Origin of the sequence: Sphingomonas phoenicis (genome assembly GCF_047238005.1) — a bacterium.
Classification (GTDB): domain Bacteria; phylum Pseudomonadota; class Alphaproteobacteria; order Sphingomonadales; family Sphingomonadaceae; genus Sphingomonas.
Genome location: NZ_JBDFMC010000002.1, coordinates 603,965 through 629,038 on the forward strand (window position 1 = coordinate 603,965; position 25,074 = coordinate 629,038).

Consider the following 25,074-nt stretch of genomic DNA (forward strand, 5'->3'; position numbering starts at 1 on the left):
ATGTTTGTCGCGGAATTCGAGCAGGTTGATCCAAAGGGGCGCCGTGCCTCGCCGCGCGCTCCGCTCGCCATTACCGCCAGTCTCGATCACCGCCGGCTCGGCCGCGCGGTTTGCCGTGTCGTTGACCTGTCGACCACCGGCGCCAGGCTTCAGACCTACTCGGCCCTGCGCCGCGGCAGCATGATCTGCCTGCTCCTTCCGGGCCTTGCCGGTGTCGAGGCGGAGGTGATGTGGTCCAACGACTTCCTCGCCGGCTGCCAGTTCCGCCGCCCCATCCTCCAGACCGTCGTCGATCGCCTGGCCGGGAACGACGGATAGCGGCTGTGGCGGAGAGAGTGGGATTCGAACCCACGGTGAGCGTGAACCCACGGCGGTTTTCAAGACCGCTGCCTTAAACCACTCGGCCATCTCTCCGGGCGCGGCCCTACCTAGCGTCCGCGTCGGGTCGTGCAAGCCCGGCGACGATCCGACTTGCCGCGCCGCTTCCAACGCCCGACAAGCAGCCATGCTCAGATCACTCGGTTATCTCGCCTCTCTCCTGTTGGCATCATCGGCCGTCATCATCCCACCCGCTGCCGCACAGGACGGCACGGTCGCGGAAGCGCCCGTTTCCGTCATAGATCCCTTTCGGCAATATCTCGATCAGGTCCGCACCCGCGCCATCGCGCAGGGGGTGAGCGGCGCAACGATCGACCGCGAGTTGGCCGGCCTTACCGTCAACCAGCGTGTCATCGATCTTGATCGCCGCCAGCCCGGCAACCCGCAGAGCACCAGCTTCTCACCTTTCGCCCCCTACCGGGCTGAGCATGTCGATATGGCGCGGATCACCCGCGGGCAGGCCGTCTATCAAGCTCAACGGGCGCGGCTGGCCAGCATCGAGCGGCAGAGCGGCGTCCCCGAATCGATCATGGTCGCGATCTGGGGGCACGAGACGAACTACGGCAGCTACACCGGCAACTTCGACCTCATCCGCTCGCTGGCCAGCCTGGCATTCGACGGCCGCCGCCGCACGCTGTTCGAGGGTGAGCTGATCGCCGCCCTGAAGATGATCGACCGCGGCGTACCGCGTTCGCAGCTGAAGGGCAGCTGGGCCGGCGCAACCGGCAATCCGCAGTTCCTGCCCTCGATCTACCTGCGCCTCTCGCGCGACGGCGATGGCGATGGCCGCGCCGATATCTGGAGCAGCGGCGCCGACACTCTGGCGTCGATCGCCGCCTATTTCGTCGATGCAGGCTGGCGCCCCGGCCAGCCCTGGGGAGTGGCGGTGGGGGTGCCGGCCACCTTCGACCGTGCCGCCCTGCGGAACCGTCTCGTCAGTCCGCGCTGCCCCCGCGTGTTCGAACGGCACAGCGCGTGGCGATCGATGGCCGAGTGGCGGGCGCTGGGTATCACGCCGCTCGGCCGGCCATGGCCCGGCGACGATGTGCAGGCCGCATTGATCGAGCCCGACGGGCCTGGAGCCACCGCCTACCTGCTGACGGGCAACTACCGGGTGATCCTCGATTACAACTGCTCGAACTTCTACGCCCTGTCCGTCGGGCTGCTGGCCGACGCGGTCGAGGGATGAAGGCGTGACGCGCCGTCGTGGCGGCGCTATGCCCATGATCCAGCCACCTGCCGACATTCACCGCCGACAACGGACCATCCCATGAAGAAGCTGATCCTCGCCCCCGTCATGGCCGCGCTGCTCGCGTGCCCGTCCATCGCCGCCGCCCCGCAGTTCCAGACGCCGGCGCCCGTCGCCTTCCTCCAGGACCTGTCGACCGGCGCGATCCTCTTCTCCCGCGATGCCGAGCGCCGGATGCCGCCTGCGTCGATGGCGAAGATGATGACGGTCTATGTGGCCTTCGACCTGGTCCGTCGCGGCGAGCTGAAGCTGACGGACATGGCGACGGTGCGGCCGGAGACGTGGCGCCGCTGGCACGGCCCGGCCGCCGGGTCGACGATGTTCCTGTCGGCCAACGAGCAGGTCAGCGTCGCCAATCTGCTCTACGGGATCGTCACATTGTCCGGCAACGACGCCTGCGTCGTTCTGGCCGAGCATATCTCCGGCTCCGAACAGGCTTTTGCCGAGCGGATGAACCGGGTGGCGCAGCAGATCGGGCTGAACAACAGCCACTTCGGCAATTCGAACGGCTGGCCGGACGAGGGGGTGACGTACGTGACCGCGCGCGACCTGGCGAAGCTGGCATCCGCGACGATCGAGAATTATCCCCAGCTCTACAAGCAGTTCTACTCGCGCCGGGATTTCACCTGGGGCAAGACGATGGGTGGATCGGAGATCACGCAGGCCAATCGCGACCCGCTGCTCGGCCGGGTTGCCGGTGCGGACGGCCTGAAGACCGGCCACACAGAGGAGGCCGGCTACGGCTTCACCGGATCCGCGATCCAGAACGGGCGCCGGCTGGTGATGGTGATGGCCGGGCTGAACGGCTTCAACCAGCGGATCGAGGAGTCGGTGCGCTTCATGGACTGGGGCTTCCGCGCGTGGCAGGCCAAGCCGATCGCCGCCAAGGGCAAGCAGGTGGAGACCGCCGAGGTGCAGATGGGCAGTGCGAGCAGCGTGCCCCTGATCGCCGGCCAGGATCTGAAGGTGACGCTGCCCGCAGGGCTGGCGCCGGAACTGAGCGCCAAGGTGGTCTATCAAGGGCCGATCAAGGCGCCGATCAAGGCGGGTCAGCATATCGCCGATCTGGTCATCAGCTCGCCCGACGTGCCGGAACAGCGCCTGCCGCTGGTCGCCGGCGCGGACATCGCGGAGGCCGGCTTCTTCCGGCGGGCCTGGAACGGACTGACATCGTTCTTCGCCTGAGCGGACGACCGGCACGATGACGTATCGGCCGCTGGGCAACGAGGCGGCGCACGCCGCCTTCCTGGGCGCGCTGGGCACCGGGACGCTGCATCACGCCTGGCTGCTGGCGGGGGCGGAGGGGATCGGCAAGGCCGGCTTCGCACTGGCAGCGGCCCGGCGCATGCTGGCCGAGGGCGCGAGCGAGACGCTGCCGCCCGGTCTCGACGTTCCCGCGAGCAGCCGCACCGGGACGCTGATCGACGCCGGATCCCATCCCGACCTGCGCATCCTTGCGCGGCTGCCGAAAGATGCCGAGAAGCCGGACGGCGAACTGGCGCGGTCGATCAGCATCGCGCAGGTCCGAACCCTGCAGCCGCTGTTCGCTACGGCACCGTCGATGAGCAGACGACGCGTGGTGGTGATCGATGCGATCGACGATCTGGAGCGCAACGCCGCCAATGCCCTTCTGAAGAATCTGGAGGAGCCGCCACAGGGAACGATCTTCCTGCTGGTCAGCCACATGCCCGGCCGCTTGCTGCCGACCATCCGGTCGCGATGCCGGCTGCTACGGTTCGAGCGGCTGTCGGACGAACAGGTCGGCGGGATCCTGCGACAGGCACTGCCCGACGCGGACGAGACGGAAATCGCGGCGCTGGTGGCAGCGGCCGATGGCGCGCCGGGGCGGGGGATCCGGTTCGCCGGGCTGGATCTGGCCGGCGTCGATGCGGCGATCGCGGCGATCGCGGCCGAAGGCGATCCCGACAACCGTCGGCGCGCATCGCTCGCGAAGCAACTGGCGGGCAAGGCAGCACAGCCGCGGTACGAGGCGTTCCTGGATCGTGTGCCCGCCTACATCGCCAGGGCAGCCAGATCCCGACAGGGCGCCGGGCTGAAGATCGCGCTGGAGGCCCATGCGGCCGCCCGCGACGTCGCCGGCGCGGCACGCGGACTGTCGCTGGATGCCGGCGGAACCGTTTGGGAAATGGCGGAATTGCTGTCGCGGCTGCGGTAAGTTGAGGCGCGAATGTTGAGGAAGTTGCGGAATGCGGGCCCTCAACCTTCATCCCTCAATTAACCGCACCGACAGACCCGATTGCGGCGATGAGAAAGAGCGATGCCGTTATCGCAGGCAAGGGTGACGTAGGACAGCGCCACCCACCGCAGCCATTGCCGATCAGCAGTGCGGACCGTAGAGCGTCGGCCATGTCCGCCCCCTATTACATCACCACCGCGATCCATTATCCCAACGGCCGGCCGCATATCGGCCATGCGTACGAGATGGTCGCGGCCGACGTGATCGCCCGTTTCCAGCGGCAGGCGGGGCGCGACGTCCTGTTCCAGACCGGTACCGACGAGCACGGACTGAAGATGGCGCAGGCCGCCCGTGCGCGCGGGCTGCCGACGCGCGAGTTCGCCGACGAGATGTCGGCCTGGTTCAGCCAGATGGCCGACCGGTTTGACATCTCGTACGACCGTTTCATCCGCACCGTCGACACGGACCATTATGCGGCCAGCCAGGCGATCTGGCAGGCCATGGTCGACGCCGGCGACCTGTATCTCGACCGATACGAAGGCTGGTACTCGGTCCGTGACGAGGCGTTCTACGACGAGAAGGAACTCGTCGAGGGAGAAGGGGGGGCCAAGCTGTCGCCCCAGGGCACGCCGGTGGAGTGGACGGCGGAGGAGACATGGTTCTTCCGCCTGTCGAGATACCAGCAGCCGCTGCTCGACCTGTATGCGGCCGAACCCGACTTCATCCGGCCGGAGAGCCGCCGCAACGAGATCATGCGCTTCGTGGAGGGCGGGTTGAGCGACCTGTCGGTATCGCGGACCAGTTTCGACTGGGGCGTGCCGGTGCCGGGCAGCCCCGGCCACGTCATGTACGTGTGGGTCGATGCACTGACCAACTACCTGACGGGAACGGGTTATCCGGACACGAGCGGGGAAAAGGCACGCTTCTGGCCGGCCGACCTGCACCTGATCGGCAAGGACATCGTCCGTTTCCACGCGGTCTATTGGCCGGCGTTCCTGCTGTCGGCGAAGCTGCCGCTGCCCCGATCGATCTTCGGCCATGGCTTCCTGCTGAGCCGCGGCGAGAAGATGTCGAAGTCGGTCGGCAACGTGGTCGATCCGATGGATCTGGCCGATGCCTTCGGCGTCGATGCCCTGCGCTACTTCTTCCTGCGCGAGGTCAGTTTCGGGCAGGACGGCAGCTACTCGCCCGAAGCGATCGTGACGCGGGTCAATGCGGAACTGGCCAATTCGTTCGGCAACCTGGCGCAGCGGACGTTGTCGTTCATCGCCAAGAACCTGGCAGGTACGCTGCCGGAAGCCGGTCGTGCCGATGAAGCCGATGCCGTCCTGATCGAGGAGGTCGTGGTCGCCTGCGCGGGGCTGAAGGCGGCGTTCGGCGACCTGATGCTGAGCCAGGGGATCGAGGCATGGATGCGCGGCGTCTATGCCTGCAACCAGTATATCGATGCGCAGGCGCCGTGGGCGTTGCGCAAGACCGATCCGGAGCGGATGCACGCGGTGCTCGGCACGCTGGTTCGGGCGATCCGCATGCTCGCCATCGCGATCCTGCCGGTCGTGCCGTCCGGCGCCGGGCGGATCCTGGACGTACTGGGCGCCGACGCCCGCGATCATGCGGCGGTCGACGACGATGGCTGGTATGCGCGCCAGACGGCTGCGGGTTACCGGATCGACGCACCGACGCCGGCGTTTCCCCGACTGGAAATGCCCGTGGAGGACGCCTCCTGATGCTTGCCGACAGCCATTGCCACCTGAACTACGAAGGGCTGGTCGACGATCAGGCCGGGGTGCTGGCGCGGGCGCGGGCGAGGGGGGTGACGGCGATGCTGAACATCGCCACGCGCGAACGCGAGTGGGATGCGGTGGTCGCGACCGCCGAGCGGGAGCCGGATGTCTGGGCGACCGTGGGTATCCATCCGCACGAGGCCGACCAACACGCGCATGTCGATACTGCCAAGCTGGTCGAGCGGGCCCGACATCCACGCGTGGTCGGCATCGGTGAATCCGGCCTGGATTATCATTACGACCATTCCGACCGCGCGCGGCAGCGCGAGAGTTTCCGCGCGCACATCGCCGCGTGTCGCGAGACCGGCCTGCCGTTGATCGTCCATACCCGTGACGCCGAAGAGGATACGGCCGCGATCCTGGCGGAGGAAATGGGGAAGGGGACCTATAGCGGCGTCATCCACTGCTTTACCGCCAGCGGAGATTTCGCCGACAAGGCATTGGATCTGGGCCTCTATATCTCGATCTCGGGGATCGTGACGTTCCGCAACGCGATCGACCTTCAGGCGGTGGCGGCCCGGCTGCCCGCCGAACGACTGCTGATCGAGACGGACGCGCCGTTCCTCGCCCCGGTGCCCCATCGCGGCAAAACGGGTGAGCCGGCGTTCGTCGCCGACACGCTCGCGTTCCTGGCCAAGCTGCGGGGCGACGATCCGGACATGCTGGCGGCGCGCACCGCGGCCAATTTCCACGACCTGTTCGCAAAGACCAGGGCCGACGCGTGAAGGCACATATTCTCGGCTCCGGCACTTCCTCCGGCGTACCGCGCATCGGCAACGACTGGGGTGCCTGCGATCCGGCCGAGCCGCGCAACCGGCGATCGCGCGCGTCGCTGCTGGTCGAACATCAGGGCGTGCGGGTGCTGGTCGACACCAGCCCCGACATGCGCGAGCAGTTGCTGTCGGCCGACGTGGCGGCGGTGGATGCGGTGATATGGACGCACGATCATGCCGATCACTGCCACGGCATCGACGACCTGCGGCAGGTGTATCACGCGCTCGGCCATCCGGTACGCGGCATGGCGCGCCCGGCCACGCTGACGACGCTGGAGACGCGGTTCGCCTATGCCTTTCGCGGACGACCCGGCTATCCGCCCACGATCACGGCGGAACCGCTGACCGATCGGTTCACGATCGGCGGGATCGACATCGCCGTCGTCGACCAGCCGCACGGTAACACGTCGAGTGCGGGACTGCGGTTCGAAGCGGGTGGCAAGTCGATCGGCTATGCGACTGATTTCCATGATCTGACCGCAGAGATGCGGACGCTATATACTGGCGTCGACCTGTGGATCGTCGATGCGCTGCGCCGCGCACCGCACCCGTCACACCCGACCGTCGACGCGGTCGTCGGGTGGGTGGACGAGTTGCGTCCGGGCCGGGCCGTCCTGATCCATATGGACCAGAGCATGGATTATCGATCGCTGTGCGCCGAACTGCCGGACGGTATCGAACCCGGGTTCGACGGGATGGAGATTGCGGTATGACGAACGGTCCCGCGCTGGTCTTCTACCTGCTGGTGCTGATCCTGCCGATCGCCGCTTTAGTGTCGCGCCGTATTCCGATGAAGACGACGGCGTGGATGGTCGCGGCCTGGGTGGCGATCTTCGGGATCAGCTATCTGCTGCTCCGCAATTTTACATAATATGTATTATCGGACTTTGTGATGGACGATGCGAGCGGGTCCCCTGCCAACCTGACGCGGCTGATCGCGATCATGGCGCGGTTGCGCGATCCGGTCGGCGGCTGCGAATGGGATGTCGCGCAGCGCTGGGAAACGATCGCGCCCTATACGATCGAGGAAGCCTATGAGGTTGCCGACGCGATCGAGCGCGGCGTACCGGCGGAGGTGCGTGACGAATTGGGCGACCTGCTGCTCCAGGTCGTGTTCCAGAGCCGGATCGCGGAAGAAAACGGCCTGTTCACCTTCGACGAGGTGGCCGCGGCGATCGCCGACAAGATGGAGCGACGGCATCCCCATATCTTCGGCGATGCCGCCGAGCGACCCGATTGGGAGGCGATGAAGGCTGAAGAGCGCGCCGTGGGCGGTGCGCTGGACGGCGTGGCCAGGGGACTGCCGGCCCTGCAGCGGGCGGAGAAGCTGCAGCGGCGGGCCGCCCGGGTCGGGTTCGACTGGCCCGACGAGAGCGGGCCTCGCGCCAAGATCGACGAGGAACTGGCGGAGGTGGACGCCGCGCCGACGAACGAACTGGAAGGCGAGATCGGCGACCTGCTGTTCAGCGTCGTCAACTGGGCACGCCATCGCGGCATCGATGCCGAACAGGCACTGCGAACGGCGAATGCCAAGTTCGAGCGCCGCTTCGCCGCGATGGAGGATGCCGCAGGTACGGGTTTCGACGCGCTGCCGCTCGACGCCAAGGAAGCCCTGTGGAGTGCCGTCAAGCGAAGCGGCGGGTGAAGCGGGCGTGATCCTCCGGCGACAGGCGCACCTCGACGTGCATCATGTCGCCCTCTCCCTCCTGCCCCATCACTTCGCCATGCGCGTGCAGCCACGCCATGCCGGCACCGTCGCCCGCGGGCAGGTCGATGTGGTAACGACGATGCGCCTCGGTCAGGCGGGCCGCGACGGCCGCGACGAGATCGTCGATCCCCTCGCCGGTCAGCGCCGAGATGGTCATGACCCCTGCCCGCCGCGCGGCGTCGCCCAGCACATCCTCGCGCCCCTCCGCATCGAGCAGATCGAGCTTGTTCCACGCCTCGAACCGCGGTGTCGACTCGTCGACACCGAGTTCGGCCAGCACCTCCTCGACATCGGTGCGCTGGGCCTCGGTATCGGGATGGGCGATGTCGCGGACGTGGATCAGCAGATCGGCGGCCACGACCTCTTCGAGCGTCGCCTTGAACGCGGCGACCAGCTGGGTCGGCAGATCGGAGACGAAGCCGACGGTGTCGGACAGGATCGCCTTGTCGACCCCGGGCAGCGAGATCTGGCGCAGCGTGGGATCGAGCGTGGCGAACAGCAGATTCTCTGCCATGACATCGGCCCCGGTCAGCCGGTTGAAGAGCGTCGACTTGCCGGCATTCGTGTAGCCGACCAGAGCAATGATCGGCCACGGTGCGCGCTGGCGCCGCTCACGGTGCAGCCCCCGCGTGCGGCTGACCTGTTCCAGTTCGCGACGCAGCCGGGCCATGCGATCACGGATCAGCCGGCGATCCGCCTCGATCTGGGTCTCGCCGGGGCCGCCCAGGAAGCCGAAGCCGCCGCGCTGCCGCTCCAGATGGGTCCAGCTGCGCACCAGCCGGCCGGACTGATAGTCCAGATGGGCGAGCTCGACCTGCAACCGCCCCTCTGCGGTGGCGGCGCGTTCGCCGAATATCTCCAGGATCAGGCCGGTGCGATCGATGACCTTCGCCTTCAGCGCGGTTTCCCAGTTGCGCTGCTGGATCGGGGTGAGCGGCGCATCGACGACGACGAGGGCGGCGTCCTCCATCGCGACGCGCGTCGCCAGCTCCTCGATCTGGCCGCTGCCGATCAGAGTCGCGGCGCGTGGCTGGCGAACGCGGATGGCGACCCGGTCGACGACGTCGATACCGATCGCCGCCGCCAGCCCGGCACTCTCCTCCAGCCGGGCGTCCGCGTCACGCGTCGACTCGCCACGGTCGGGCAGGACAACGATGGCGCGGGCGCCGCGGGTGAACTCGTCCCGATCGCGTTCGAAACCGGTACTCAATCCTCGTCCGCCGGGCCGTTCTGTTCCTCGGCCAGGTTCAGCGGGCGGGCCGGCTGGATCGTCGACACGGCGTGCTTGTAGACCAGCTGCACCATGCCCTCGCGCTGGAGGAGCATGCAGAACAGGTCAAAGCCGGCGATCTGGCCCTGCAGCATGACGCCGTTGATCAGGAACATGGTCACGCTGTCTTCGGACTTGCGGACCGCGTTCAGGAACAGCTCCTGCAACAGCGGCGTCTTGCGCTGGTTCTCGCCCACCTGATCGACGATCGCGTCGGCATCGAAGGTGCCGCCGGGCATGATGGTGGAAATGGCGTGCTTGTAGATCAGCTGCGACTGACCGTCGCGGCGGAGCAGGACCGAGAAATTGTCGAACCAGGTCACGATGCCCTGGAGCTTGACGCCCTTTACCAGGAACATCGTCACCGGCACCTTGGAACGGCGGAGAGCGTTCAGGAACAGGTCCTGCAGCGAAGTCTGCTTGTCGGCCATTGGCAAAGCCTTCTTGTTGGCGGGCCATGGCCCGCGACTGCACCGTTTACCGGCGTCGGCAGGCCGCCCCGACGGACGACCGCTGCCTATCTAGGGATGCGGCGGTGCGGCGTCCATGGGTTAGGTCCGAAAGCTCCTCAATCCTCGCGCGTCTCGGTGATGCCGAGCAGCTTCAGCTTGCGATGGAGGGCGGAGCGTTCCATGCCGATGAAGCTGGCCGTGCGGGAGATGTTCCCGGAGAAGCGCCGGATCTGAACGCGCAGATACTCCCGCTCGAACGTCTCGCGCGCCTCCCGCAAGGGGGCGCCCATGATTGCGCTGGCCCCGCGATCGCCGCCCCCTTCCCCGCCCAGCACCTCGGCCGGCAGCATGTCGAGGTCGATCCGGCCGATCCGGTCGCCGGGAGCGAGGATGACGGTGCGCTCGACGACGTTGCGCAACTGACGGACGTTGCCCGGCCACTCATAGGATTGCAGCGCGACCATCGCGTCGGCGGCGATCTCGGGCACCGGCACCCGGCGCTCTCCGGCGTAGCGGCCGAGGAAGTGCAGGACGAGCGGGGGAATGTCCTCGCGCCGGTCGGCCAGCGGCGGGATCAGGACCGGCACGACGTTCAGGCGGTAGTACAGATCCTCGCGAAACCGCCCCGCGGCGATCTCGTCGGTCAGGTCGCGCGCCGTGGCGGAGACGACGCGGACGTCGACCTTCACCACCCGGCTGCCGCCGACCCGGGTGAAGCTCTGGTCGGTCAGCACGCGCAGGATGCGTGCCTGGGTTCCGAGCGGCATGTCGGCGATCTCGTCGAGGAACAGCGTGCCGCCATGGGCCTGTTCGAGCAGGCCGGGACGAACCAGGTCACCCCCCTCCTCGATCCCGAACAGCTCCTCCTCGACGCGTTCGGGCGCCATGTTCGCAGCGCTGACGATGACGAAGGGAGCGGCGGCACGCTGGCTCCAGCCCTGGAGCAGGCGGGCGGCGACCTCCTTGCCGACGCCGGCAGGGCCGACGATCATCACCCGGCTGCCGGTGGCCGCGACCCGTTTCAGGGTTGCACGAACGCCGTTGATCGCCCCCGACGTACCCGTCAGGTCGACATCGCCACCCACCGACGCGCGCAGCGAGGCGACCTCGCGGCGCAGCCGCTCGCTCTCGGTCGCGCGCTCCACCATCAGCAGCAGGCGTTCGGCCTCGAACGGCTTCTCGATGAAATCGACCGCGCCCTTGCGGATCGCCGCGACCGCCGTGTCGAGGCTGCCGTGGCCGGAGATGACGATGACCGGGATCGACGGATCGCGGCGCTTGATCTCGTCGAGCAGCTCAAGCCCGTCGAGGCGGCTGCCCTGAAGCCACACGTCGAGCAGCGCGAGCGACGGCCGCCGTGCGGCGATCGCCTCCAGCGCAGCATCGCTGTCCGCGGCGCTGCGGGTCTCGTACCCCTCGTCCTCGAGCACCCCCGCGACAAGCTCACGAATGTCCAGCTCGTCATCTACTACGAGAATGTCTAACGCCATCAGTTCATGTCCGATTCTGTGTGAGTGCCGCGAGTTGGCCCTCCCCTGCCAACTCGGGTTCGGGATCCCCTTGGTCGAGCGAGGCGAGCCGCGCCGCATCGAACGTCATGGTCACGATCGTACCGCCGCCGGGGCGATCGGCGAACGCGATCGTGCCACCATGCTCCTCGACGATCTTCTTGACGATGGCGAGGCCGAGGCCGGTGCCCCGCGCCCGCGTTGTCATATAGGGCTCGACGATCCGGTCCCGCGCTTCGGGCAGGCCGACGCCGTCGTCCGCTACGGTCAGCACGACCTGATCCGGCGAGGGCTCGGCCAGGGTCAACACCACCTCTCCGCCTTCCCCGCCCCTCGCTTCGATGGCTTCGACAGCGTTCTTGACGATGTTGGTCAGTGCCTGACCGATCTGGCGCCGGTCGCAGACGAGGCTGGGCGCCGTGTCGGCATGGACCAGTTCGAAGCGGATGGCGGGATGCGCGACCTCGTGCAGGAACATCACCTGACGGGCGGTATCGATCAGCGCCTCGCTGCGGAACACCGGCTTGGGCATGCGGGCAAAGGACGAGAATTCGTCGACCATGCGGCGCAGGTCGCCGACCTGACGAACGATCGTCTCCGTCAATCGCTGAAAGGTGCCGTCATCCGCCTCGATCTTGCTGCCATAACGCCGCTGCAACCGTTCGGCGGCCAGCTGAATGGGTGTCAGCGGGTTCTTGATCTCGTGCGCGATGCGCCGGGCGACATCGGCCCAGGCGGCGCGGCGCTGGTCGGAGAGCTGCTGGGTCACGTCGTCGAACGTCAGGATCGGGCCGCGATCGATCTCGGCACAGCGGACCGCCAGCGTCCGGGCACCGGCACCCTGCCCCACCTCGACGACCGCCTCCCGCACGCCACCGCCGACCAGCGCATCGAGCGCGGGCGCGACATCGCGCAGCTCGCGACCGACGACGCCGTCGGCATTGGCGCCGAGCAGCCGGCCGGCCGACGCGTTGGCGATGCTGATCGTACGGTCGGGCGTGGTGGCGATGATGCCGGCCGACACGCCGGCCATCACCGCCTCGATCAGGGCGCGACGGCTCTCCAGCTGATCGTTGGCGGTGCGCAGCTCCGTATTCTGCTCCTGAAGTCGCCCCGTCATCTGGTTGAACGCGTTGGCAAGCGTGCCGACCTCGTCCCGGCTGCGCGGGTCGGGAACGCGGGCCGACAGATCGCCCGCCGCGACACGACGGGCGGCGTCGACCAGCTCGCCGACCGGCCGGACCAGACGATCGGCGACAGCCAGCGCGATCCACACCGCGATGCCGACGATGAGGAACGAGATGGCGAGCAGGGCCGCGTTGAACTGCAACTGCAGGCTGCGCGCCCGCGCCAGCAGGGCACGGTAATCCTGCAGCACCGTACGCGCGCGGACCGACTGCTGGTTCATGAAGCGAAGATTGCTGAACCGTCCGGCGTAGAGATACGCGTTCTCGACACCGGGCAAGCGGGTGACCACCTGGATCCGCTGGCCCGTATCGGTCACCACGAACGCCTGCCCCCGCATCAGCGCGGCGATCTTGCCGGCATCGATGACCTGGCTGAGATCGCGGTCGTAGGGATTGACCAGCGCGATCGTCTGCACGCCATTGCGCGCGCCCGCATAATAGATTGCTGCCTCGTTCAGGTTGCGGTTGTACACCTGCCGGGCGAAATATTCCTGGAACTGGCGCGAGTCGGGCGACATCGCGGACAGGCCATCGGCCAGATCGCTCGCCATCGCCGTCGCCTCGCCGGTCCAGCGCTCCAGGCTCATTTGATAAGCGGTGGTCGCCAGCTCGGTCGCGTTGTTGATCATGCCGCGCGCCTGATCCGAGTACCAGAACTGCACACCGTACTGGAACAGCAGCGACGCGAAGATGGTGACGAGCAGCATCGGCACCGCCGCCACGACGGAGAACAGCGCGACGAGCCGCACATGCAGCCTGCCCTCCCCCCAACCGGCGACCGGGCAGCGCGGCGACGGGCGATACGGCGGCCCAGCAACATCAGCAGGAGGATGCCGGGGACTAGGTTGGCGATCAGCAGCAGCGCCACGAACGGCGGCGGGATCAATCGCTGGGGATCGTCGAGCCGGGACAGGAGCGCGTAGCTGGCGACGGCGATCGCGATAGCGATGACCAGCACCGACAGCTCCACAGCCGGCGTGACCGTGAAGCGCCGTTCGAGGGCGTCATCGCTTCGGGATGGGGCCGCGCTGGCGATCATCGACGCCGCCGTACAGCCTCCATTGTTGCATTAAAACCACATAATTCACGTAGCGGTCAGCTTTTCGTCCCGCGGGCGGGCGCCTCGCGCGACTGGTCGCGGGCCGGATCAATGCCCAGCACATCGAGCCGTTTGCGCAAGGTGTTGCGATTGATGCCTAATGCCCTGGCGGCACGCAGCTGGTTCTGCCCGTGACGCGCCAGCATCGCCAGGATCAAGGGTCGTTCTACTTCGCCGATCACCCGCTCGTACAGCGAACCATCATCAAGCGCGCCGGGACGTTCCCGGCCGACGCGTTCGATCAGGGCGCGTACCGCCGCATCGATCCCGCCATCGGGCGTGACCGTATCCGCGGCGGCGGTGCCGAGCATCAGGCGGACGCCGTCACCGTCGATCACCTCGTCCCGCGCCAGCACGGCAAGGCGGCGCATGAGGTTCTCGAGCTCGCGGACGTTGCCCGGCCAGTCATGCGCCTCGAGCACGCCGACCGCATCCGGCGACAACCGCCGGCGGGGCAGCCCCTGCTCGGCCGCGGAGGCGAGGAAATGCTGGGCGAGGAGCGCGACATCCTGTCGCCGCTCACGAAGTGCAGGCAACGCGATCGGTACGACGTTGAGGCGGTAGAACAGATCCTCGCGGAATTGGCCCGTCCGCACCTGATCGGTCAGGTCGCGATTGGTCGCGGCGACGATGCGGACGTCCGCCCGGATCGTGCGGGTGCCGCCGACCGTGGTGAACTCACCGGTCTGGAGGACGCGGAGCAGCCGGGTCTGTGCCTCCAGCGGCATGTCGCCGATCTCGTCGAGGAACAGCGTGCCGCCGCCGGCCTGCTCGAACCGGCCGGATGTGCGGGCGGCAGCGCCGGTGAAGGCGCCGCGTTCGTGCCCGAACAGCTCCGCCTCGATCAGCTCGCGCGGGATGGCGGCCATGTTGATCGCAACGAACGGCCCGGTCCGGCGGGTGCCGAGATCGTGGACGGCGCGGGCGACCAGTTCCTTGCCGGTGCCCGATTCGCCCGAGACCAGCACGGTCAGGTCGTTCGACACCACGCGGGCGATCACCCGGTACACGTCCTGCATCGCCGGCGAGCGACCGATCAGTGGCAACGCTTCCTCTGCCGCCTGCTCCGGCTCTGCCGTGCCGCCGCTGCGGGCGAGCGCGCCGGCGACCGCCTGAACCAGGATGTCGAGGTCGAACGGCTTGGGCAGATATTCGTAAGCGCCGACCTCCGCCGCGCGGACCGCGGTGGTCAGGGTGTTGCGCGCGGACAGGATGATGACCGGCAGCGTCGGAAACCGTTCCGCCACCTCACGCATCCGGTCGATGCCGTCGCCGTCGGGCAGGACGACGTCGCTGATCAGCACGTCCGGCGCACCGGCCGCAAGCTGGCGATCTAGCTGGGTAAGGCTGTCCGCCGTGGTGACACTGTGCCCGGCACGGCGCAGCGCCTGTGCCACGACCATGCGGATCGCGGCATCGTCGTCACAGACCAGAATGGTGCTCATGTCGCGGCCCGGGGCAGCAGAAGGCGGAAGACGGTGGCGGCCGGCTCGCCTTCGCGCGCATACTGGACCATGCCGCCCATGTCGCGGACCAGCTTGTCGACCAGCGAAAGGCCGAGGCCCTGTCCCTCGGGATTGCCCGACACGAAGGGGTCGAACAGATGCTCGACGATATCCGCCGGCGCGCCGGGTCCGTTGTCGATGACGCAGATCTCGATCGGCAGGGGGACCCGCAACCCACCCTCCGACCGGGTGATGCCGTGGCGGTAGCCGGTGGTGATCGTCAGCAACGGATTGCGTTCCCCCCGAACGGCCTCGCGCGCGTTCTTCAGAAGATTGATGAGAACCTGGGTCAGCGCGTCGCGGTTGACCAACGCGAGCGGCAGCGAGGGATCGTAGCGCTCGTCGATCCTGACGCCCCGTGCGAACCCCGCCAGCGCGACGCCCCGGACATGTGCCAGGAGCGGATAGATATTCTCGCCTGCCAGCGGCAGCGGCCGGGTGTCGCCGAACTCCTGCATCCGGTCGATCAGGCCGGCGATTCGATCCACCTCGGTCGTGATCAGGCGGGTGAGTTCCCCGGCTCCCAGCAACTGCGCCGCGCCACGGATGCCGGAAAGCGGATTCCGGATTTCGTGGGCGAGCATCGCCGCCGCCCCCACCGCTGCACGGGCTCCGGACGACCGGTCGCTGGACTGCGCCAGCCGCCGCGAACTGGCCGCATTGTGCAGGGTGACGACGTGCCAGCCGGGATGATCGGAGATGCCGGTCTCGACGAAATCGACGCGCATGCGGACACCGCGCACCGTCTCGATCTCGGTATCGTAGACCGCGAAGCCGAAGCCATCGCGCGCCTCCAACCCCTGGGGCGGCGGCAGGATGGCGGCAAGCGGCTGGCCGACCATCAGCCGCTCGGACACGTACAGCATCTGCTCGGCGACGGCATTGGCGTGGGCGATCCGATCGTCCGGGTCGATAACCAGCACCGCGACCGGCATGGCGGAAAACAGCTCCGCAAAGCCGGGGCGGCCACGATGCGACCGATCAGGCTGCGGCAAGGCGGCGCCAGGGTGCGTAGAACTCGGCCAGCATCGCCTTCACCCGTGCGGCATCGGGCTCCTGGTTGACGGCGTTGCGGAACTCGGCGGAGCCGGGCAGCCCCTTGGTGTACCAGCCGATATGCTTGCGGGCCATGTTTACGCCGGTGAAGCTGCCGTAATGCGACAGCATCGCATCGTAATGCTCGACGATGGTGCGGTACTGCTCGTCGAGATCTGGGTCGGAGACCCGGCGTCCATCGGTCAGCCAGGTCATCACCTGACCGAGCAGCCAGGGCCGGCCATAGGCACCGCGACCGATCATCAGGCCATCGGCACCCGACTGGTCCAGCGCGGCCTCCGCATCCTCGATCGAGCAGATGTCGCCGTTGACGATCACCGGGATCGACACCGCCTCCTTCACCTGCGCGATGAATCGCCAGTCCGCCTGGCCCTTGTACATCTGGTTGCGGGTGCGGCCGTGGACGGTGATCAGCTGGACGCCGAGATCCTCGGCGATGCGGGCGAGTTCGGGTGCGTTCAGGCTGTCGTGGCACCAGCCCATGCGCATCTTCAGCGTCACCGGTGCCGCCACCGCCTTCACCACCGCACGGACCAAGTCGGCGGCGAGTACCGGATCGCGCATCAGCGCGGAGCCGGCGTCACCATTGGTGACCTTGCGGACCGGACATCCCATGTTGATGTCGATAATGGCGGCGCCGCGATCCTCGGCCAGCTTCGCCGCCTCGCCCATTTCGTACGGCGTGCAGCCGACCAGCTGCATCGAGACCGGCTCCTCCGACAGGTGCCATGCGGCCTTCTGGATCGACTGGCGCGTTTCGCGGATCGCGGCCTGGCTGGCGATCATCTCGGTGACGTTCAGCCCGGAGCCGTAGCGCCGGACCAGCGTGCGGAACGGCATGTCGGTGACGCCGGTCATGGGTGCGAGCACCACCGGACATTCGATCCGGACGGGGCCGACCTGGATGGGAGAGAGTGTGCGCATCTATTTGCCCGAAAAACAGGCAGGGTCCCTACCCTTTGCTCCGGGTGCTGGCAAGCCGAGGCGGGGCGCGCTAGGCGCCGCCGCCATGAACACCGCCCCTCGCACCGCCGCCATCATCGTCGCCGCCGGCCAGGGCCTGCGCGCGGGAGGCGATCTGCCCAAACAGTTCGCCTCCATAGCTGGCCGGCCGCTGCTGGCGCATGCGTATCGATGCATGGCCGATCATCCGGCGATCGGCACGGTGCTGGTTCTGGTGGCGGAGGGACAGCAGACGGCGGCACGAGCGATCCTGGGCGAGGACGCATGGGTGGCCGTCGGAGGTGCCTCGCGACTGGAGACGGTACGGATCGGGCTGGAAGCGCTGGACCAGTCGGTCGAGCGGGTGCTGATCCACGATGCCGCGCGACCGTTCGTGCCGCGGGCGGTGATCGAGCGAGTGATGGGCGCGCTGGACATCGCCGATGGCGCGGTCCCGACACTGCCGGTCGTCGACACGCTGAACCGCGACGACGGAACACTGGTGCCGCGCGGCGGATTGCACCGGGTACAAACGCCGCAGGGTTTCCGCAGGGCGACCCTCGCCCGGGCGCATGCGGCCTGGCCCGCGGCGGAAGACGCGAGCGACGATGCGCAGATGGTACGGGCGCTTGGCGGGCGCGTCGAGTTGGTGCAGGGCGATCCGATGCTGGAAAAGGTCACGTATCCGGAAGACTTCGCGGCGGCGGAGGCCCGTGTTCGCTGGGAAAGCCGGTCGGCGAGCGGGTTCGACGTCCATCGGCTGGAGGCAGGCGAGGAATTATGGCTAGGCGGGCTGCTGATCCCGCACCACCATGGCCTGTCCGGGCATTCGGATGCCGACGTGGTGCTGCACGCGCTGACCGATGCGCTGCTCGGCACCATCGCCGCCGGCGATATCGGCACCCATTTCCCGCCCAGCGACCCGCAATGGCGTGGTGCCGCCTCCGACCAGTTCCTGCGCCATGCGGCGACGTTGATCGCGGAGAAGGGTGGCCGGATCGACTTCGTCGACATGACGATCATGTGCGAGGCACCCAAGATCGGCCCATATCGGGCGGCGATGACTGCCCGGATCGCGGCTATCCTGAACATCGACCCTTCACGGGTGAGCGTGAAGGCGACGACGACCGAGCGGCTCGGCTTCACCGGTCGCGAGGAGGGTATTGCAACGCAAGCGATCGCCACGATCAGCCTGCCGGAGCAGGCACGATGATGCGCGTCGTCGGGACGCTGGCCATGCTGGTGCTGGTCGCGCAGCCGGCGGCGGCGCAGCGCCGCTGCGTCACCGATGCGGAGGCCGAATCGCTGGCGCTGGTCGCCCTGCCCGAGATCATTCGCGAGACCGGTCGGGTTTGTGCCGCTCGGCTGCCCGACGCCAGCCTGATCCGCAGTCCGGCCAGCGATCTGCTTGCCCGGTATCAATCGGCCGCGGACCGTGCGTGGCCTGCGGCACGCAGTGCGATCGCGCAGCTGAGCGACCCTGCGGTCGAGTTGCTGCTGCAGTCCGACTATGCCCGCCCCGTGATCGCCAGCGTGGTGGTGCCGCAGATCGTCGGACGCATCGATCTGGCGGATTGCGGCACGATCGACCGTCTGGTCACCCAGTTGGAGCCAATGCCGCCGCGCAATACCGCATCGGTGATCGTGACGGTACTGCGCTACCTGAAGGTCGACAAGGCACGCGCCGGCAAGGCAGCGGTGCCGCAATTGCCGCTATGTCCGGCCCGCTGAGGAAATGGTGATGGACACGCTGCTCCCGCCCGCATTGATCGACCTGGCCCGCCGGGTGGTCGAGGAGAACCGGGCTGCCGGCCGCCGGATCGCAGTGGCGGAAAGCTGCACCGGCGGCCTGGTAGCCGCCGCGCTGACCGAGGTGCCGGGATCGTCCGACGTGCTGGAGGCATCGGTCGTCACCTATTCCAACGAAGCGAAATCTTCGTTGCTGAAGGTCAGTCGCGACGTGCTGGAGACGTTCGGCGCGGTATCGGTCGCGGTCGCCTGGAGCATGGCGCGCGGCGTGCAGGAGGCGACAGGCGCCGATGTGGCCGTGGCGATCACGGGAGTCGCCGGGCCGGGCGGCGGATCGGAGAAGAAGCCGGTCGGCACGGTCGTCTTCGCGGTGGCGGAGAAGGGTGCGGATCCGTCCAACGTCCATGCCGATCGACGCCAGTTCGATCCGCTGGCCGGGCGCGGCGAGATACGGCTTCAGGCGGCGCTGTGCGCACTCGAACTGCTGCTGCCGCCCCCTGCCCCGTAAAGGGCCGCGGCGCGCGTCTCGAACGCACCGATCATCCGCCGCAGCGCCTGGCCGAACACCTGCCCCGCCAGCATCTCGAACACACGATTCTTGAACGCGAAATCGACCGAGAAGTCGACCGCGCAACCACCCGGTTCGGGACGGAAGCGCCAATCGTTCCGCAGATATTTCAAGGGGCCGTCGACGTAATCGACGCTGATCCGCTCCGGCCGATGCTTCTCGACCCGGCTGGTGAACGTCTCGCGCAGGCCCTTGAAGCCGACGATCATGTCGGCAAGCGTTTCGGTATCCCCGTCCTTGCGCACCCGCATCGCAGTCACCCAGGGCAGAAATTCCGGATAGCGCCGGACATCCGCGACCAGATCGAACATCTGCTCGGGCGTGTACGGCAGATGGCGGGTTTCCTGATGCTGGGGCATAAAGGCGTTACGCCGGCACGGACGCCGTTACCGAGGAGCGGCCCAGCTTCGCATCCCGGGCGGCGCGCAACCGCTGGAAATCGTCACCGGCATGATAGCTGGACCGGGTAAGCGGCGAGGACGCGACCAGCAGAAATCCTTTGGCGCGGGCGATCCCGGCGTAGGCATCGAACGCCTTGGGCGTCACGAACTCGGCCACCTTCGCGTGGCGGGGCGTCGGCTGCAGATACTGCCCCATCGTCAGAAAATCGATGTCGGCGGAACGCATGTCGTCCATCACCTGATGCACCTCCAGCCGCTCCTCGCCCAGGCCGAGCATGACGCCCGATTTGGTGAAGATCGACGGATCGTGGCGCTTCACGCTCTCGAGCAGGCGCAGCGACGCGTAATAGCGGGCACCGGGACGGATCGTCGGATACAACCGCGGCACCGTTTCCAGATTGTGATTGTAGACGTCGGGCCGTGCCTCGACGATCGACTCGATCGCTGCCTGCGCCTTGTTGCGGAAATCGGGCGTCAGGATCTCGATCGTCGTCGCGGGATTGCTGCGACGGATCGCCTGGATGACCTTGACGAACTGCGACGCGCCGCCGTCGGGCAGGTCGTCGCGATCGACCGAGGTGACGACGATGTGGCTCAGCCCCATTTGGGCCGCCGCGTCGGCAACGTTTTGCGGCTCCATCGCATCCACCGCGCGCGGCATGCCGGTCTTCACGTTGCAGAACGCACAGGCGCGGGTGCAGGTGTCGCCCAGGATCATGACCGTCGCGTGCTTCTTGGTCCAGCACTCGCCGATGTTCGGGCACGCCGCCTCTTCGCACACGGTCGTCAGGCTCTTAGAGCGCATCAATGCGCGCGTCGCAGCGAAACCTTCAGACGTAGGCGCTTTTACGCGGATCCAGTCGGGCTTCCGGAGGCGTTCCGGACGGGCGAGCGGCGTCATGTCGTTCATGCCGGCGAGATAGGGCCGTGCGGGACGAATGTCACGGCACGTGCGACTTTCCCCAACAAACATGACAGACTTGTCATGTTCCGTCGCACTGCGGTATCGACCTGTCGCAGATCATGGAACGGCCCGCCGCGCGGGCAGTTCGGTGATGATGGGCCGGTTCGGCCGTACATACATGGAGCAATGAATTCGATGACCGACTTCTCCAACCTGATCGACGGCTATTACAAGTTCCGGGGCACGGAATGGCTGGAGGAGAAAGAACGCTGGAGCGAACTGGCCACGGGCCAGTCCCCCAAGGTGATGGTGATCGCCTGCTCCGACAGCCGGGTCGATCCCGCGACCATCTTCGGCAGCCGCCCGGGAGAGGTGTTCGTGGTACGCAACGTCGCCAACCTCGTGCCGCCTTTCGACGAATCGGGCGGCTTGCACGGCGTGTCGGCGGCGGTCGAGTTCGCTGTCACCAAGCTGAAGGTGAGCGAGATCGTCATCCTGGGGCACGGCGCCTGTGGCGGCATCAACGCCGCGCTGACCCGCAGCCTGGCCGATGCCAAGCCCGGCGAGGGCGGGTTCGTCGCCGAGTGGATCGGCTTGCTCGACGACGCGCGCGACCGGGTCGCCGAGCAGTACGGTACCGGCCCGGAGGGTCAGAGCGCGCTGGAGCAGGAAGGCGTGAAGGTCTCGATCGAGAACCTGAAGACCTTCCCATTCATCCAGAAGGCACTCGATGCCGGCGAATTGAAGATTCATGGCGCCGTCTTCGCAATTGCGGACGGCAAGCTGCGCGTGATGCAGGACAGCGGCCAGTTCGAATCCGCCTGAATTTCAGCGGGGCGGGGCGCCGGCAGCCGGCGCCCCGCTCCATCCGACCGTCACCCTGCCGAAGGTGAGACGGCCTTGTCGACGTCCTTCTTCGCCTCGACCGCGGTCGAGCGGAGATTCAATTCCCGCAGCTGCCGGGGCGTGGCGAAGTTCGGCGCGCCCATCATCAGGTCCTCGGCGCGCTGGTTCATCGGGAACACCACGACCTCACGGATATTGGGCTCGCCGGCGAGCAGCATGACCATGCGGTCGATGCCGGGCGCCGATCCGCCGTGCGGCGGGGCGCCGCACTTGAATGCATTGATCATGCCCGCGAAATTCTGGTCCACATCTGCCTGGGTGTAACCGGCGATCTCGAACGCCTTGTACATGATCTCCGGTTTGTGGTTCCGGATCGCACCGGACGACAGCTCCACGCCGTTGCAGACGATATCGTACTGATAGGCGAGGATATCGAGCGGATTCTTTGTCTCCAGCGCCTCCATCTCCCCTTGCGGCATGGAGAAGGGATTGTGGCTGAAGTCGACCTTCTTGTTGTCCTCGTCATACTCGAACATCGGAAAGTCGACGATCCAGCAGAACTCGAACCGGTTCTGGTCGATCAATCCCAGAGTCTCGCCCACACGCGTACGGGCGAGCCCCGCGAGCCGGGCAGCCTGCGCCTCTTTCCCGGCAGCGAAGAACAGGCCGTCATCGGGACCGAGGCCGAGCGCATCGGCCATCGCGGTCATCTTGTCCTCGCCATGGTTCTTGGCGATCGGCCCGCCCCACTCGCCACCCTTGCGGGTCGCGTAGCCGAGACCGGCGAACCCCTCGCCCTGCGCCCAAGCGTTCATGTCATCGAAGAACTTGCGGCTCCTGTCGGCCGTGGCGGGCGCAGGAATGGCGCGGACGACATCGCCCGCCTCGACGATGGAGGCGAAACGGCCGAAGCCGGAGCCGGCGAACTGCCCGGACACGTCGCTGATGACGATCGGATTGCGCAGGTCGGGCTTGTCGTTGCCGTATTTCAGCATCGATTCGCGGTAGGGGATGCGCTTGAACGGCAAGGCGGAAACCTGCCGACCCTTGCCCTGCCAGTCGGCGAACTCCTCGAACACGCCGTGCAGCACGGGCTCGATCGCCTGGAAGACATCCTCCTGGGTGACGAAGCTCATCTCGAAATCGAGTTGATAGAATTCGCCGGGCGACCGGTCGGCACGGGCATCCTCGTCGCGGAAGCACGGCGCGATCTGAAAGTAGCGGTCGAAGCCGGCCACCATCAGCAGCTGCTTGAACATCTGAGGCGCCTGCGGCAGCGCGTAGAACTTGCCGGGATGGACACGGCTGGGCACCAGATAGTCGCGCGCGCCCTCGGGCGATGACGCGGTCAGGATCGGCGTCTGGAACTCGGTGAAATCCTGCTCGATCATCCGCCGGCGGATTGATGAGATCACCTTCGATCGCAGCATGATGTTCGCGTGCAGCCGCTCGCGGCGCAGATCCAGGAAGCGATAGCGGAGGCGGATGTCCTCGGGATATTCCGCATCGCCGGCGACCGGCATCGGCAGCTCGGCGGCGGCGGACTGGATCGTGATGGCTTGGGCGAATACCTCGATCTCGCCGGTCGCGAGGTTGCCGTTCACCGTCGCCTCCGACCGGGCCTTCACGACGCCGTCGATCGTCACGACCGACTCGGCACGCAGGGATTCCAGCGCCGGAAGCGCGGGCGAATCGCTGTCGGCGACGATCTGGGTGATGCCGTAATGGTCGCGCAGGTCGACGAACAACACGCCGCCATGATCGCGCTTGCGATGCACCCAGCCCGACAGACGGACGGTGGTGCCGACATCGTCCGCGGTCAGCGCGGCGCAGGTGTGGGAGCGATAGGCGTGCATAGCATTCGTCTTTCTTCGTCATCCCGGCCGGGTGCCGGAGCCCCGCGTCTCGTCACCGAGCAGAAGCAGGATCCCGGATCAGGACTGGGGTGACGTGGAGGGCAATGGCGAGGCGCATCCCCTTCCCGCCCCCTATTTGTCAAGCCGCGCGGGCAGTCTATGGGATGGCGATGCATATCCACCCGCTCATTACCGACAGCGCCACCCTCGCCAATCTGTGCGCCCGGCTTTCCGAGGCAGACTTCGTCGCGGTCGACACCGAGTTCATGCGGGAAAGCACCTATTGGCCCGAACTGTGCCTCATCCAGATCGCCGACACACAGGAAGCGGCGGCGATCGACCCGCTGGCGCCGGGGCTGGACATGACGCCGCTGCTGCAACTGCTCACCGAGAATGAGGACGTGCTGAAGGTCTTCCATGCGGGCGGGCAGGACATCGAGATCGTCTACAACTTGACCGGCAAGACCCCCCACCCGCTGTTCGACACGCAGGTCGCGGCGATGGCATTGGGACAGGGCGAGCAGATCGGGTATTCGAACCTGGTCGACAGCTGGCTGGGCATCCAGGTCGACAAGGGAGCGCGTTTCACCGACTGGTCGCGGCGGCCCCTGGACGCCCGGCAGATCGAATATGCGATCGGCGACGTGACGCACCTGGCGCGCATCTTCCCCAAGATGCTGGAACGGCTGCGCACCACCGGGAGGGGCGCGTGGCTGGACCAGGAGATGGAGCGGCTGGCCGATCCCGCGAACTATGCCAACGAGCCTGATCTGGCGTGGAAACGGGTCCGCATTTCCAGCCGCAAGCCCGAGGTACTGGGCCGGCTGAAGGCGCTGGCGCGGTGGCGCGAGCTGGAGGCACAGGCGAAGGATCTGCCGCGCGGCCGCATCGTCAAGGACGAGACGCTCGGCGATCTGGCGGGAAATCCGCCGCGGAAGCAGTCCGATCTGGCGAAGGTCCGCGGCTTGTCTGCGACATGGGCGGGCAACGACATCGGCGGCCGCCTGATGGCGGCGCTGGACGGCGCGGAGCCACTGTCGGCCGACGAGCTGCCGCCGCGCGACGATCGCAAGCCCGGGTTGGGCAAGGACGGATCGCTGGTCGCCGACCTGTTGAAACTGCTGCTGAAGATCCGGGCGCGCGACATCGATGTCGCCTCGAAGCTGCTCGCCCGGAGCGACGAGCTGGAGGCGCTGGCAGCCGGCACCCGCAAGGGACTGCCGATGCTGGAGGGGTGGCGATACGATCAGTTCGGGCGGGATGCGGTGGATCTGGTTGAGGGCCGACTGGGTTTCACGGTCAAGGGTGGTCGATTGACGATGACCCGCGCGGAGGAAGTGGCATGAAGACGCGGTTTATCGCCGGCCTGTTGCTGGCCGCAGGATGCACGCCGACGGCTCCGGTCGAATTGACGCGCGGACCGTGCGTCGTCGACGAGGCGATGCGGATGCGGCTTGCCGGGGTCAAGTTCAACATGGATATGCGCGACGCCATCCAGCGGGGGGCGAACGCCCGTACCGTACGGATCCTGCGGCCGGACGATGCCGCGACGATGGATTACCGGGAAGACAGGCTGAACATCATGCTCGACGACAACGGGCAGGTTAGCGGGCTTCGCTGCGGCTAAGGCCGAAAGCCGTTC

Annotated in this window: 25 protein-coding genes, 1 tRNA gene and 1 pseudogene; 15 read left to right on the forward strand and 12 right to left on the reverse strand. The window is 67.3% G+C overall.

Annotated elements, in window-relative coordinates:
- Positions 1-318 carry a PilZ domain-containing protein gene (locus tag ABC319_RS03855; RefSeq protein WP_413068965.1) on the forward strand — a complete coding sequence of 106 codons (318 nt, stop codon included), beginning with the start codon at positions 1-3 and terminating at the stop codon, positions 316-318.
- 6 nt (positions 319-324) lie between these two features.
- On the opposite strand, the gene ABC319_RS03860 is transcribed toward ABC319_RS03855, so the two are convergent.
- Positions 325-414 (reverse strand) — tRNA-Ser (locus ABC319_RS03860).
- 91 nt (positions 415-505) lie between these two features.
- Between ABC319_RS03860 and ABC319_RS03865 the strand changes: the two genes are divergently transcribed.
- From ABC319_RS03865 to mazG, 8 genes are all read left to right on the forward strand, one after another.
- Positions 506-1,567: a lytic murein transglycosylase gene (locus ABC319_RS03865; protein ID WP_413068966.1), complete on the forward strand. Its 1,062-nt coding sequence runs from the start codon at positions 506-508 to the stop codon at positions 1,565-1,567.
- A gap of 81 nt (positions 1,568-1,648) precedes the next feature.
- Positions 1,649-2,812 carry a D-alanyl-D-alanine carboxypeptidase family protein gene (locus ABC319_RS03870; protein ID WP_413068967.1) on the forward strand — a complete coding sequence of 388 codons (1,164 nt, stop codon included), beginning with the start codon at positions 1,649-1,651 and terminating at the stop codon, positions 2,810-2,812.
- 16 nt (positions 2,813-2,828) lie between these two features.
- A complete protein-coding gene (locus ABC319_RS03875) occupies positions 2,829-3,803 on the forward strand; it encodes an AAA family ATPase (RefSeq protein WP_413068968.1) in 975 nt (324 codons plus the stop codon).
- Positions 3,804-3,994: 191 nt separating this feature from the next.
- Positions 3,995-5,551: a methionine--tRNA ligase gene (metG, locus tag ABC319_RS03880; RefSeq protein WP_413068969.1), complete on the forward strand. Its 1,557-nt coding sequence runs from the start codon at positions 3,995-3,997 to the stop codon at positions 5,549-5,551.
- Entirely contained in the window at positions 5,551-6,333 is a 783-nt protein-coding gene (locus ABC319_RS03885; RefSeq protein ID WP_413068970.1) for a TatD family hydrolase, read from the forward strand. Before metG ends, ABC319_RS03885 begins: the two co-directional genes overlap by 1 nt.
- Positions 6,330-7,094, forward strand: a complete 765-nt coding sequence (locus ABC319_RS03890; RefSeq protein WP_413068971.1) for an MBL fold metallo-hydrolase — start codon at positions 6,330-6,332, stop codon at positions 7,092-7,094. Before ABC319_RS03885 ends, ABC319_RS03890 begins: the two co-directional genes overlap by 4 nt.
- On the forward strand, positions 7,091-7,252 hold the full coding sequence (locus tag ABC319_RS03895) for a hypothetical protein (protein ID WP_413068972.1): 162 nt from the start codon (positions 7,091-7,093) through the stop codon (positions 7,250-7,252). The genes ABC319_RS03890 and ABC319_RS03895 overlap by 4 nt, the downstream gene beginning before the upstream one ends.
- A gap of 21 nt (positions 7,253-7,273) precedes the next feature.
- Positions 7,274-8,026: a nucleoside triphosphate pyrophosphohydrolase gene (mazG, locus tag ABC319_RS03900; protein ID WP_413068973.1), complete on the forward strand. Its 753-nt coding sequence runs from the start codon at positions 7,274-7,276 to the stop codon at positions 8,024-8,026.
- Here mazG and hflX read toward each other — a convergent pair.
- The 8 genes and pseudogenes from hflX to dusB all read right to left on the reverse strand — a co-directional run bounded on the left by hflX (position 8,007) and on the right by dusB (position 17,090).
- A complete protein-coding gene (gene hflX, locus ABC319_RS03905) occupies positions 8,007-9,299 on the reverse strand; it encodes a GTPase HflX (protein WP_413068974.1) in 1,293 nt (430 codons plus the stop codon). The genes mazG and hflX overlap by 20 nt on opposite strands.
- Entirely contained in the window at positions 9,296-9,880 is a 585-nt protein-coding gene (gene hfq, locus ABC319_RS03910) for an RNA chaperone Hfq (RefSeq protein WP_413071603.1), read from the reverse strand. The genes hflX and hfq overlap by 4 nt, the downstream gene beginning before the upstream one ends.
- A 47-nt stretch (positions 9,881-9,927) precedes the next feature.
- Positions 9,928-11,301: a nitrogen assimilation response regulator NtrX gene (gene ntrX / locus ABC319_RS03915; protein ID WP_413068975.1), complete on the reverse strand. Its 1,374-nt coding sequence runs from the start codon at positions 11,299-11,301 to the stop codon at positions 9,928-9,930.
- Positions 11,302-11,305: 4 nt separating this feature from the next.
- Positions 11,306-12,439, reverse strand: coding sequence for a sensor histidine kinase (locus ABC319_RS03920; protein WP_413071604.1), 1,134 nt, complete (start codon positions 12,437-12,439; stop codon positions 11,306-11,308).
- A 39-nt stretch (positions 12,440-12,478) separates the two neighbouring features.
- Positions 12,479-13,545 (reverse strand): annotated as a pseudogene (locus ABC319_RS03925) (HAMP domain-containing protein); the annotation flags it as partial.
- 56 nt (positions 13,546-13,601) lie between these two features.
- Entirely contained in the window at positions 13,602-15,050 is a 1,449-nt protein-coding gene (ntrC, locus tag ABC319_RS03930; RefSeq protein ID WP_413068976.1) for a nitrogen regulation protein NR(I), read from the reverse strand.
- Positions 15,047-16,105 (reverse strand): two-component system sensor histidine kinase NtrB, encoded by a 1,059-nt coding sequence (locus ABC319_RS03935; RefSeq protein ID WP_413068977.1) that lies wholly within the window; start codon positions 16,103-16,105, stop codon positions 15,047-15,049. Before ABC319_RS03935 ends, ntrC begins: the two co-directional genes overlap by 4 nt.
- The gene (gene dusB / locus ABC319_RS03940) at positions 16,092-17,090 is read right to left on the reverse strand and encodes a tRNA dihydrouridine synthase DusB (RefSeq protein WP_413068978.1); all 999 of its coding nucleotides are present in this window, start codon (positions 17,088-17,090) and stop codon (positions 16,092-16,094) included. The genes ABC319_RS03935 and dusB overlap by 14 nt, the downstream gene beginning before the upstream one ends.
- A gap of 85 nt (positions 17,091-17,175) precedes the next feature.
- On the opposite strand from dusB, the gene ABC319_RS03945 reads away from it, so the two are divergent.
- Genes ABC319_RS03945 through ABC319_RS03955 form a run of 3 tightly spaced genes read left to right on the forward strand, consistent with a single transcriptional unit; the run spans position 17,176 to position 19,365 of the window.
- Positions 17,176-18,321: a bifunctional 2-C-methyl-D-erythritol 4-phosphate cytidylyltransferase/2-C-methyl-D-erythritol 2,4-cyclodiphosphate synthase gene (locus ABC319_RS03945; protein ID WP_413068979.1), complete on the forward strand. Its 1,146-nt coding sequence runs from the start codon at positions 17,176-17,178 to the stop codon at positions 18,319-18,321.
- Entirely contained in the window at positions 18,318-18,839 is a 522-nt protein-coding gene (locus ABC319_RS03950) for a hypothetical protein (protein ID WP_413068980.1), read from the forward strand. The genes ABC319_RS03945 and ABC319_RS03950 overlap by 4 nt, the downstream gene beginning before the upstream one ends.
- Before the next feature lie 10 nt (positions 18,840-18,849).
- Positions 18,850-19,365: a CinA family protein gene (locus ABC319_RS03955; protein ID WP_413068981.1), complete on the forward strand. Its 516-nt coding sequence runs from the start codon at positions 18,850-18,852 to the stop codon at positions 19,363-19,365.
- Here the strand turns inward: ABC319_RS03955 and ABC319_RS03960 are convergent.
- Both ABC319_RS03960 and lipA read right to left on the reverse strand, forming a co-directional pair.
- Positions 19,314-19,784: a type II toxin-antitoxin system RatA family toxin gene (locus ABC319_RS03960; protein WP_413068982.1), complete on the reverse strand. Its 471-nt coding sequence runs from the start codon at positions 19,782-19,784 to the stop codon at positions 19,314-19,316. The two genes, ABC319_RS03955 and ABC319_RS03960, sit on opposite strands and share 52 nt — an antisense overlap.
- A 7-nt stretch (positions 19,785-19,791) precedes the next feature.
- On the reverse strand, positions 19,792-20,736 hold the full coding sequence (gene lipA, locus ABC319_RS03965; protein ID WP_413068983.1) for a lipoyl synthase: 945 nt from the start codon (positions 20,734-20,736) through the stop codon (positions 19,792-19,794).
- Between the two features lie 189 nt (positions 20,737-20,925).
- On the opposite strand from lipA, the gene ABC319_RS03970 reads away from it, so the two are divergent.
- Positions 20,926-21,555 carry a carbonic anhydrase gene (locus ABC319_RS03970; protein WP_413068984.1) on the forward strand — a complete coding sequence of 210 codons (630 nt, stop codon included), beginning with the start codon at positions 20,926-20,928 and terminating at the stop codon, positions 21,553-21,555.
- Between the two features lie 50 nt (positions 21,556-21,605).
- Here ABC319_RS03970 and aspS read toward each other — a convergent pair whose 3' ends face one another.
- Positions 21,606-23,432: an aspartate--tRNA ligase gene (gene aspS, locus ABC319_RS03975; RefSeq protein ID WP_413068985.1), complete on the reverse strand. Its 1,827-nt coding sequence runs from the start codon at positions 23,430-23,432 to the stop codon at positions 21,606-21,608.
- Positions 23,433-23,602: 170 nt separating this feature from the next.
- On the opposite strand from aspS, the gene rnd reads away from it, so the two are divergent.
- Both rnd and ABC319_RS03985 read left to right on the forward strand, forming a co-directional pair.
- The gene (gene rnd / locus ABC319_RS03980; protein WP_413071605.1) at positions 23,603-24,778 is read left to right on the forward strand and encodes a ribonuclease D; all 1,176 of its coding nucleotides are present in this window, start codon (positions 23,603-23,605) and stop codon (positions 24,776-24,778) included.
- Positions 24,775-25,059: an I78 family peptidase inhibitor gene (locus tag ABC319_RS03985; protein WP_413068986.1), complete on the forward strand. Its 285-nt coding sequence runs from the start codon at positions 24,775-24,777 to the stop codon at positions 25,057-25,059. The genes rnd and ABC319_RS03985 overlap by 4 nt, the downstream gene beginning before the upstream one ends.
- The last annotated feature ends 15 nt before the right edge of the window (positions 25,060-25,074 follow it).

Excerpts from the sequence above, each read along its gene's own strand:
- ntrC (WP_413068976.1), bottom strand. The coding sequence starts at position 15,050 with ATGAGCACCATTCTGGTCTGTGACGACGATGCCGCGATCCGCATGGTC.
- ABC319_RS03955 (WP_413068981.1), top strand. The coding sequence starts at position 18,850 with ATGGACACGCTGCTCCCGCCCGCATTGATCGACCTGGCCCGCCGGGTG.
- ABC319_RS03945 (WP_413068979.1), top strand. The coding sequence starts at position 17,176 with ATGAACACCGCCCCTCGCACCGCCGCCATCATCGTCGCCGCCGGCCAG.
- ntrX (WP_413068975.1), bottom strand. The coding sequence starts at position 11,301 with ATGGCGTTAGACATTCTCGTAGTAGATGACGAGCTGGACATTCGTGAG.
- ABC319_RS03865 (WP_413068966.1), top strand. The coding sequence starts at position 506 with ATGCTCAGATCACTCGGTTATCTCGCCTCTCTCCTGTTGGCATCATCG.
- ABC319_RS03950 (WP_413068980.1), top strand. The coding sequence starts at position 18,318 with ATGATGCGCGTCGTCGGGACGCTGGCCATGCTGGTGCTGGTCGCGCAG.
- rnd (WP_413071605.1), top strand. The coding sequence starts at position 23,603 with ATGCATATCCACCCGCTCATTACCGACAGCGCCACCCTCGCCAATCTG.
- ABC319_RS03895 (WP_413068972.1), top strand. The coding sequence starts at position 7,091 with ATGACGAACGGTCCCGCGCTGGTCTTCTACCTGCTGGTGCTGATCCTG.
- dusB (WP_413068978.1), bottom strand. The coding sequence starts at position 17,090 with ATGCGCACACTCTCTCCCATCCAGGTCGGCCCCGTCCGGATCGAATGT.
- metG (WP_413068969.1), top strand. The coding sequence starts at position 3,995 with ATGTCCGCCCCCTATTACATCACCACCGCGATCCATTATCCCAACGGC.
- ABC319_RS03920 (WP_413071604.1), bottom strand. The coding sequence starts at position 12,439 with ATGACGGGGCGACTTCAGGAGCAGAATACGGAGCTGCGCACCGCCAAC.
- ABC319_RS03985 (WP_413068986.1), top strand. The coding sequence starts at position 24,775 with ATGAAGACGCGGTTTATCGCCGGCCTGTTGCTGGCCGCAGGATGCACG.
- mazG (WP_413068973.1), top strand. The coding sequence starts at position 7,274 with ATGGACGATGCGAGCGGGTCCCCTGCCAACCTGACGCGGCTGATCGCG.
- ABC319_RS03970 (WP_413068984.1), top strand. The coding sequence starts at position 20,926 with ATGACCGACTTCTCCAACCTGATCGACGGCTATTACAAGTTCCGGGGC.
- ABC319_RS03870 (WP_413068967.1), top strand. The coding sequence starts at position 1,649 with ATGAAGAAGCTGATCCTCGCCCCCGTCATGGCCGCGCTGCTCGCGTGC.
- ABC319_RS03875 (WP_413068968.1), top strand. The coding sequence starts at position 2,829 with ATGACGTATCGGCCGCTGGGCAACGAGGCGGCGCACGCCGCCTTCCTG.
- aspS (WP_413068985.1), bottom strand. The coding sequence starts at position 23,432 with ATGCACGCCTATCGCTCCCACACCTGCGCCGCGCTGACCGCGGACGAT.
- lipA (WP_413068983.1), bottom strand. The coding sequence starts at position 20,736 with ATGAACGACATGACGCCGCTCGCCCGTCCGGAACGCCTCCGGAAGCCC.
- ABC319_RS03885 (WP_413068970.1), top strand. The coding sequence starts at position 5,551 with ATGCTTGCCGACAGCCATTGCCACCTGAACTACGAAGGGCTGGTCGAC.
- ABC319_RS03960 (WP_413068982.1), bottom strand. The coding sequence starts at position 19,784 with ATGCCCCAGCATCAGGAAACCCGCCATCTGCCGTACACGCCCGAGCAG.
- ABC319_RS03855 (WP_413068965.1), top strand. The coding sequence starts at position 1 with ATGTTTGTCGCGGAATTCGAGCAGGTTGATCCAAAGGGGCGCCGTGCC.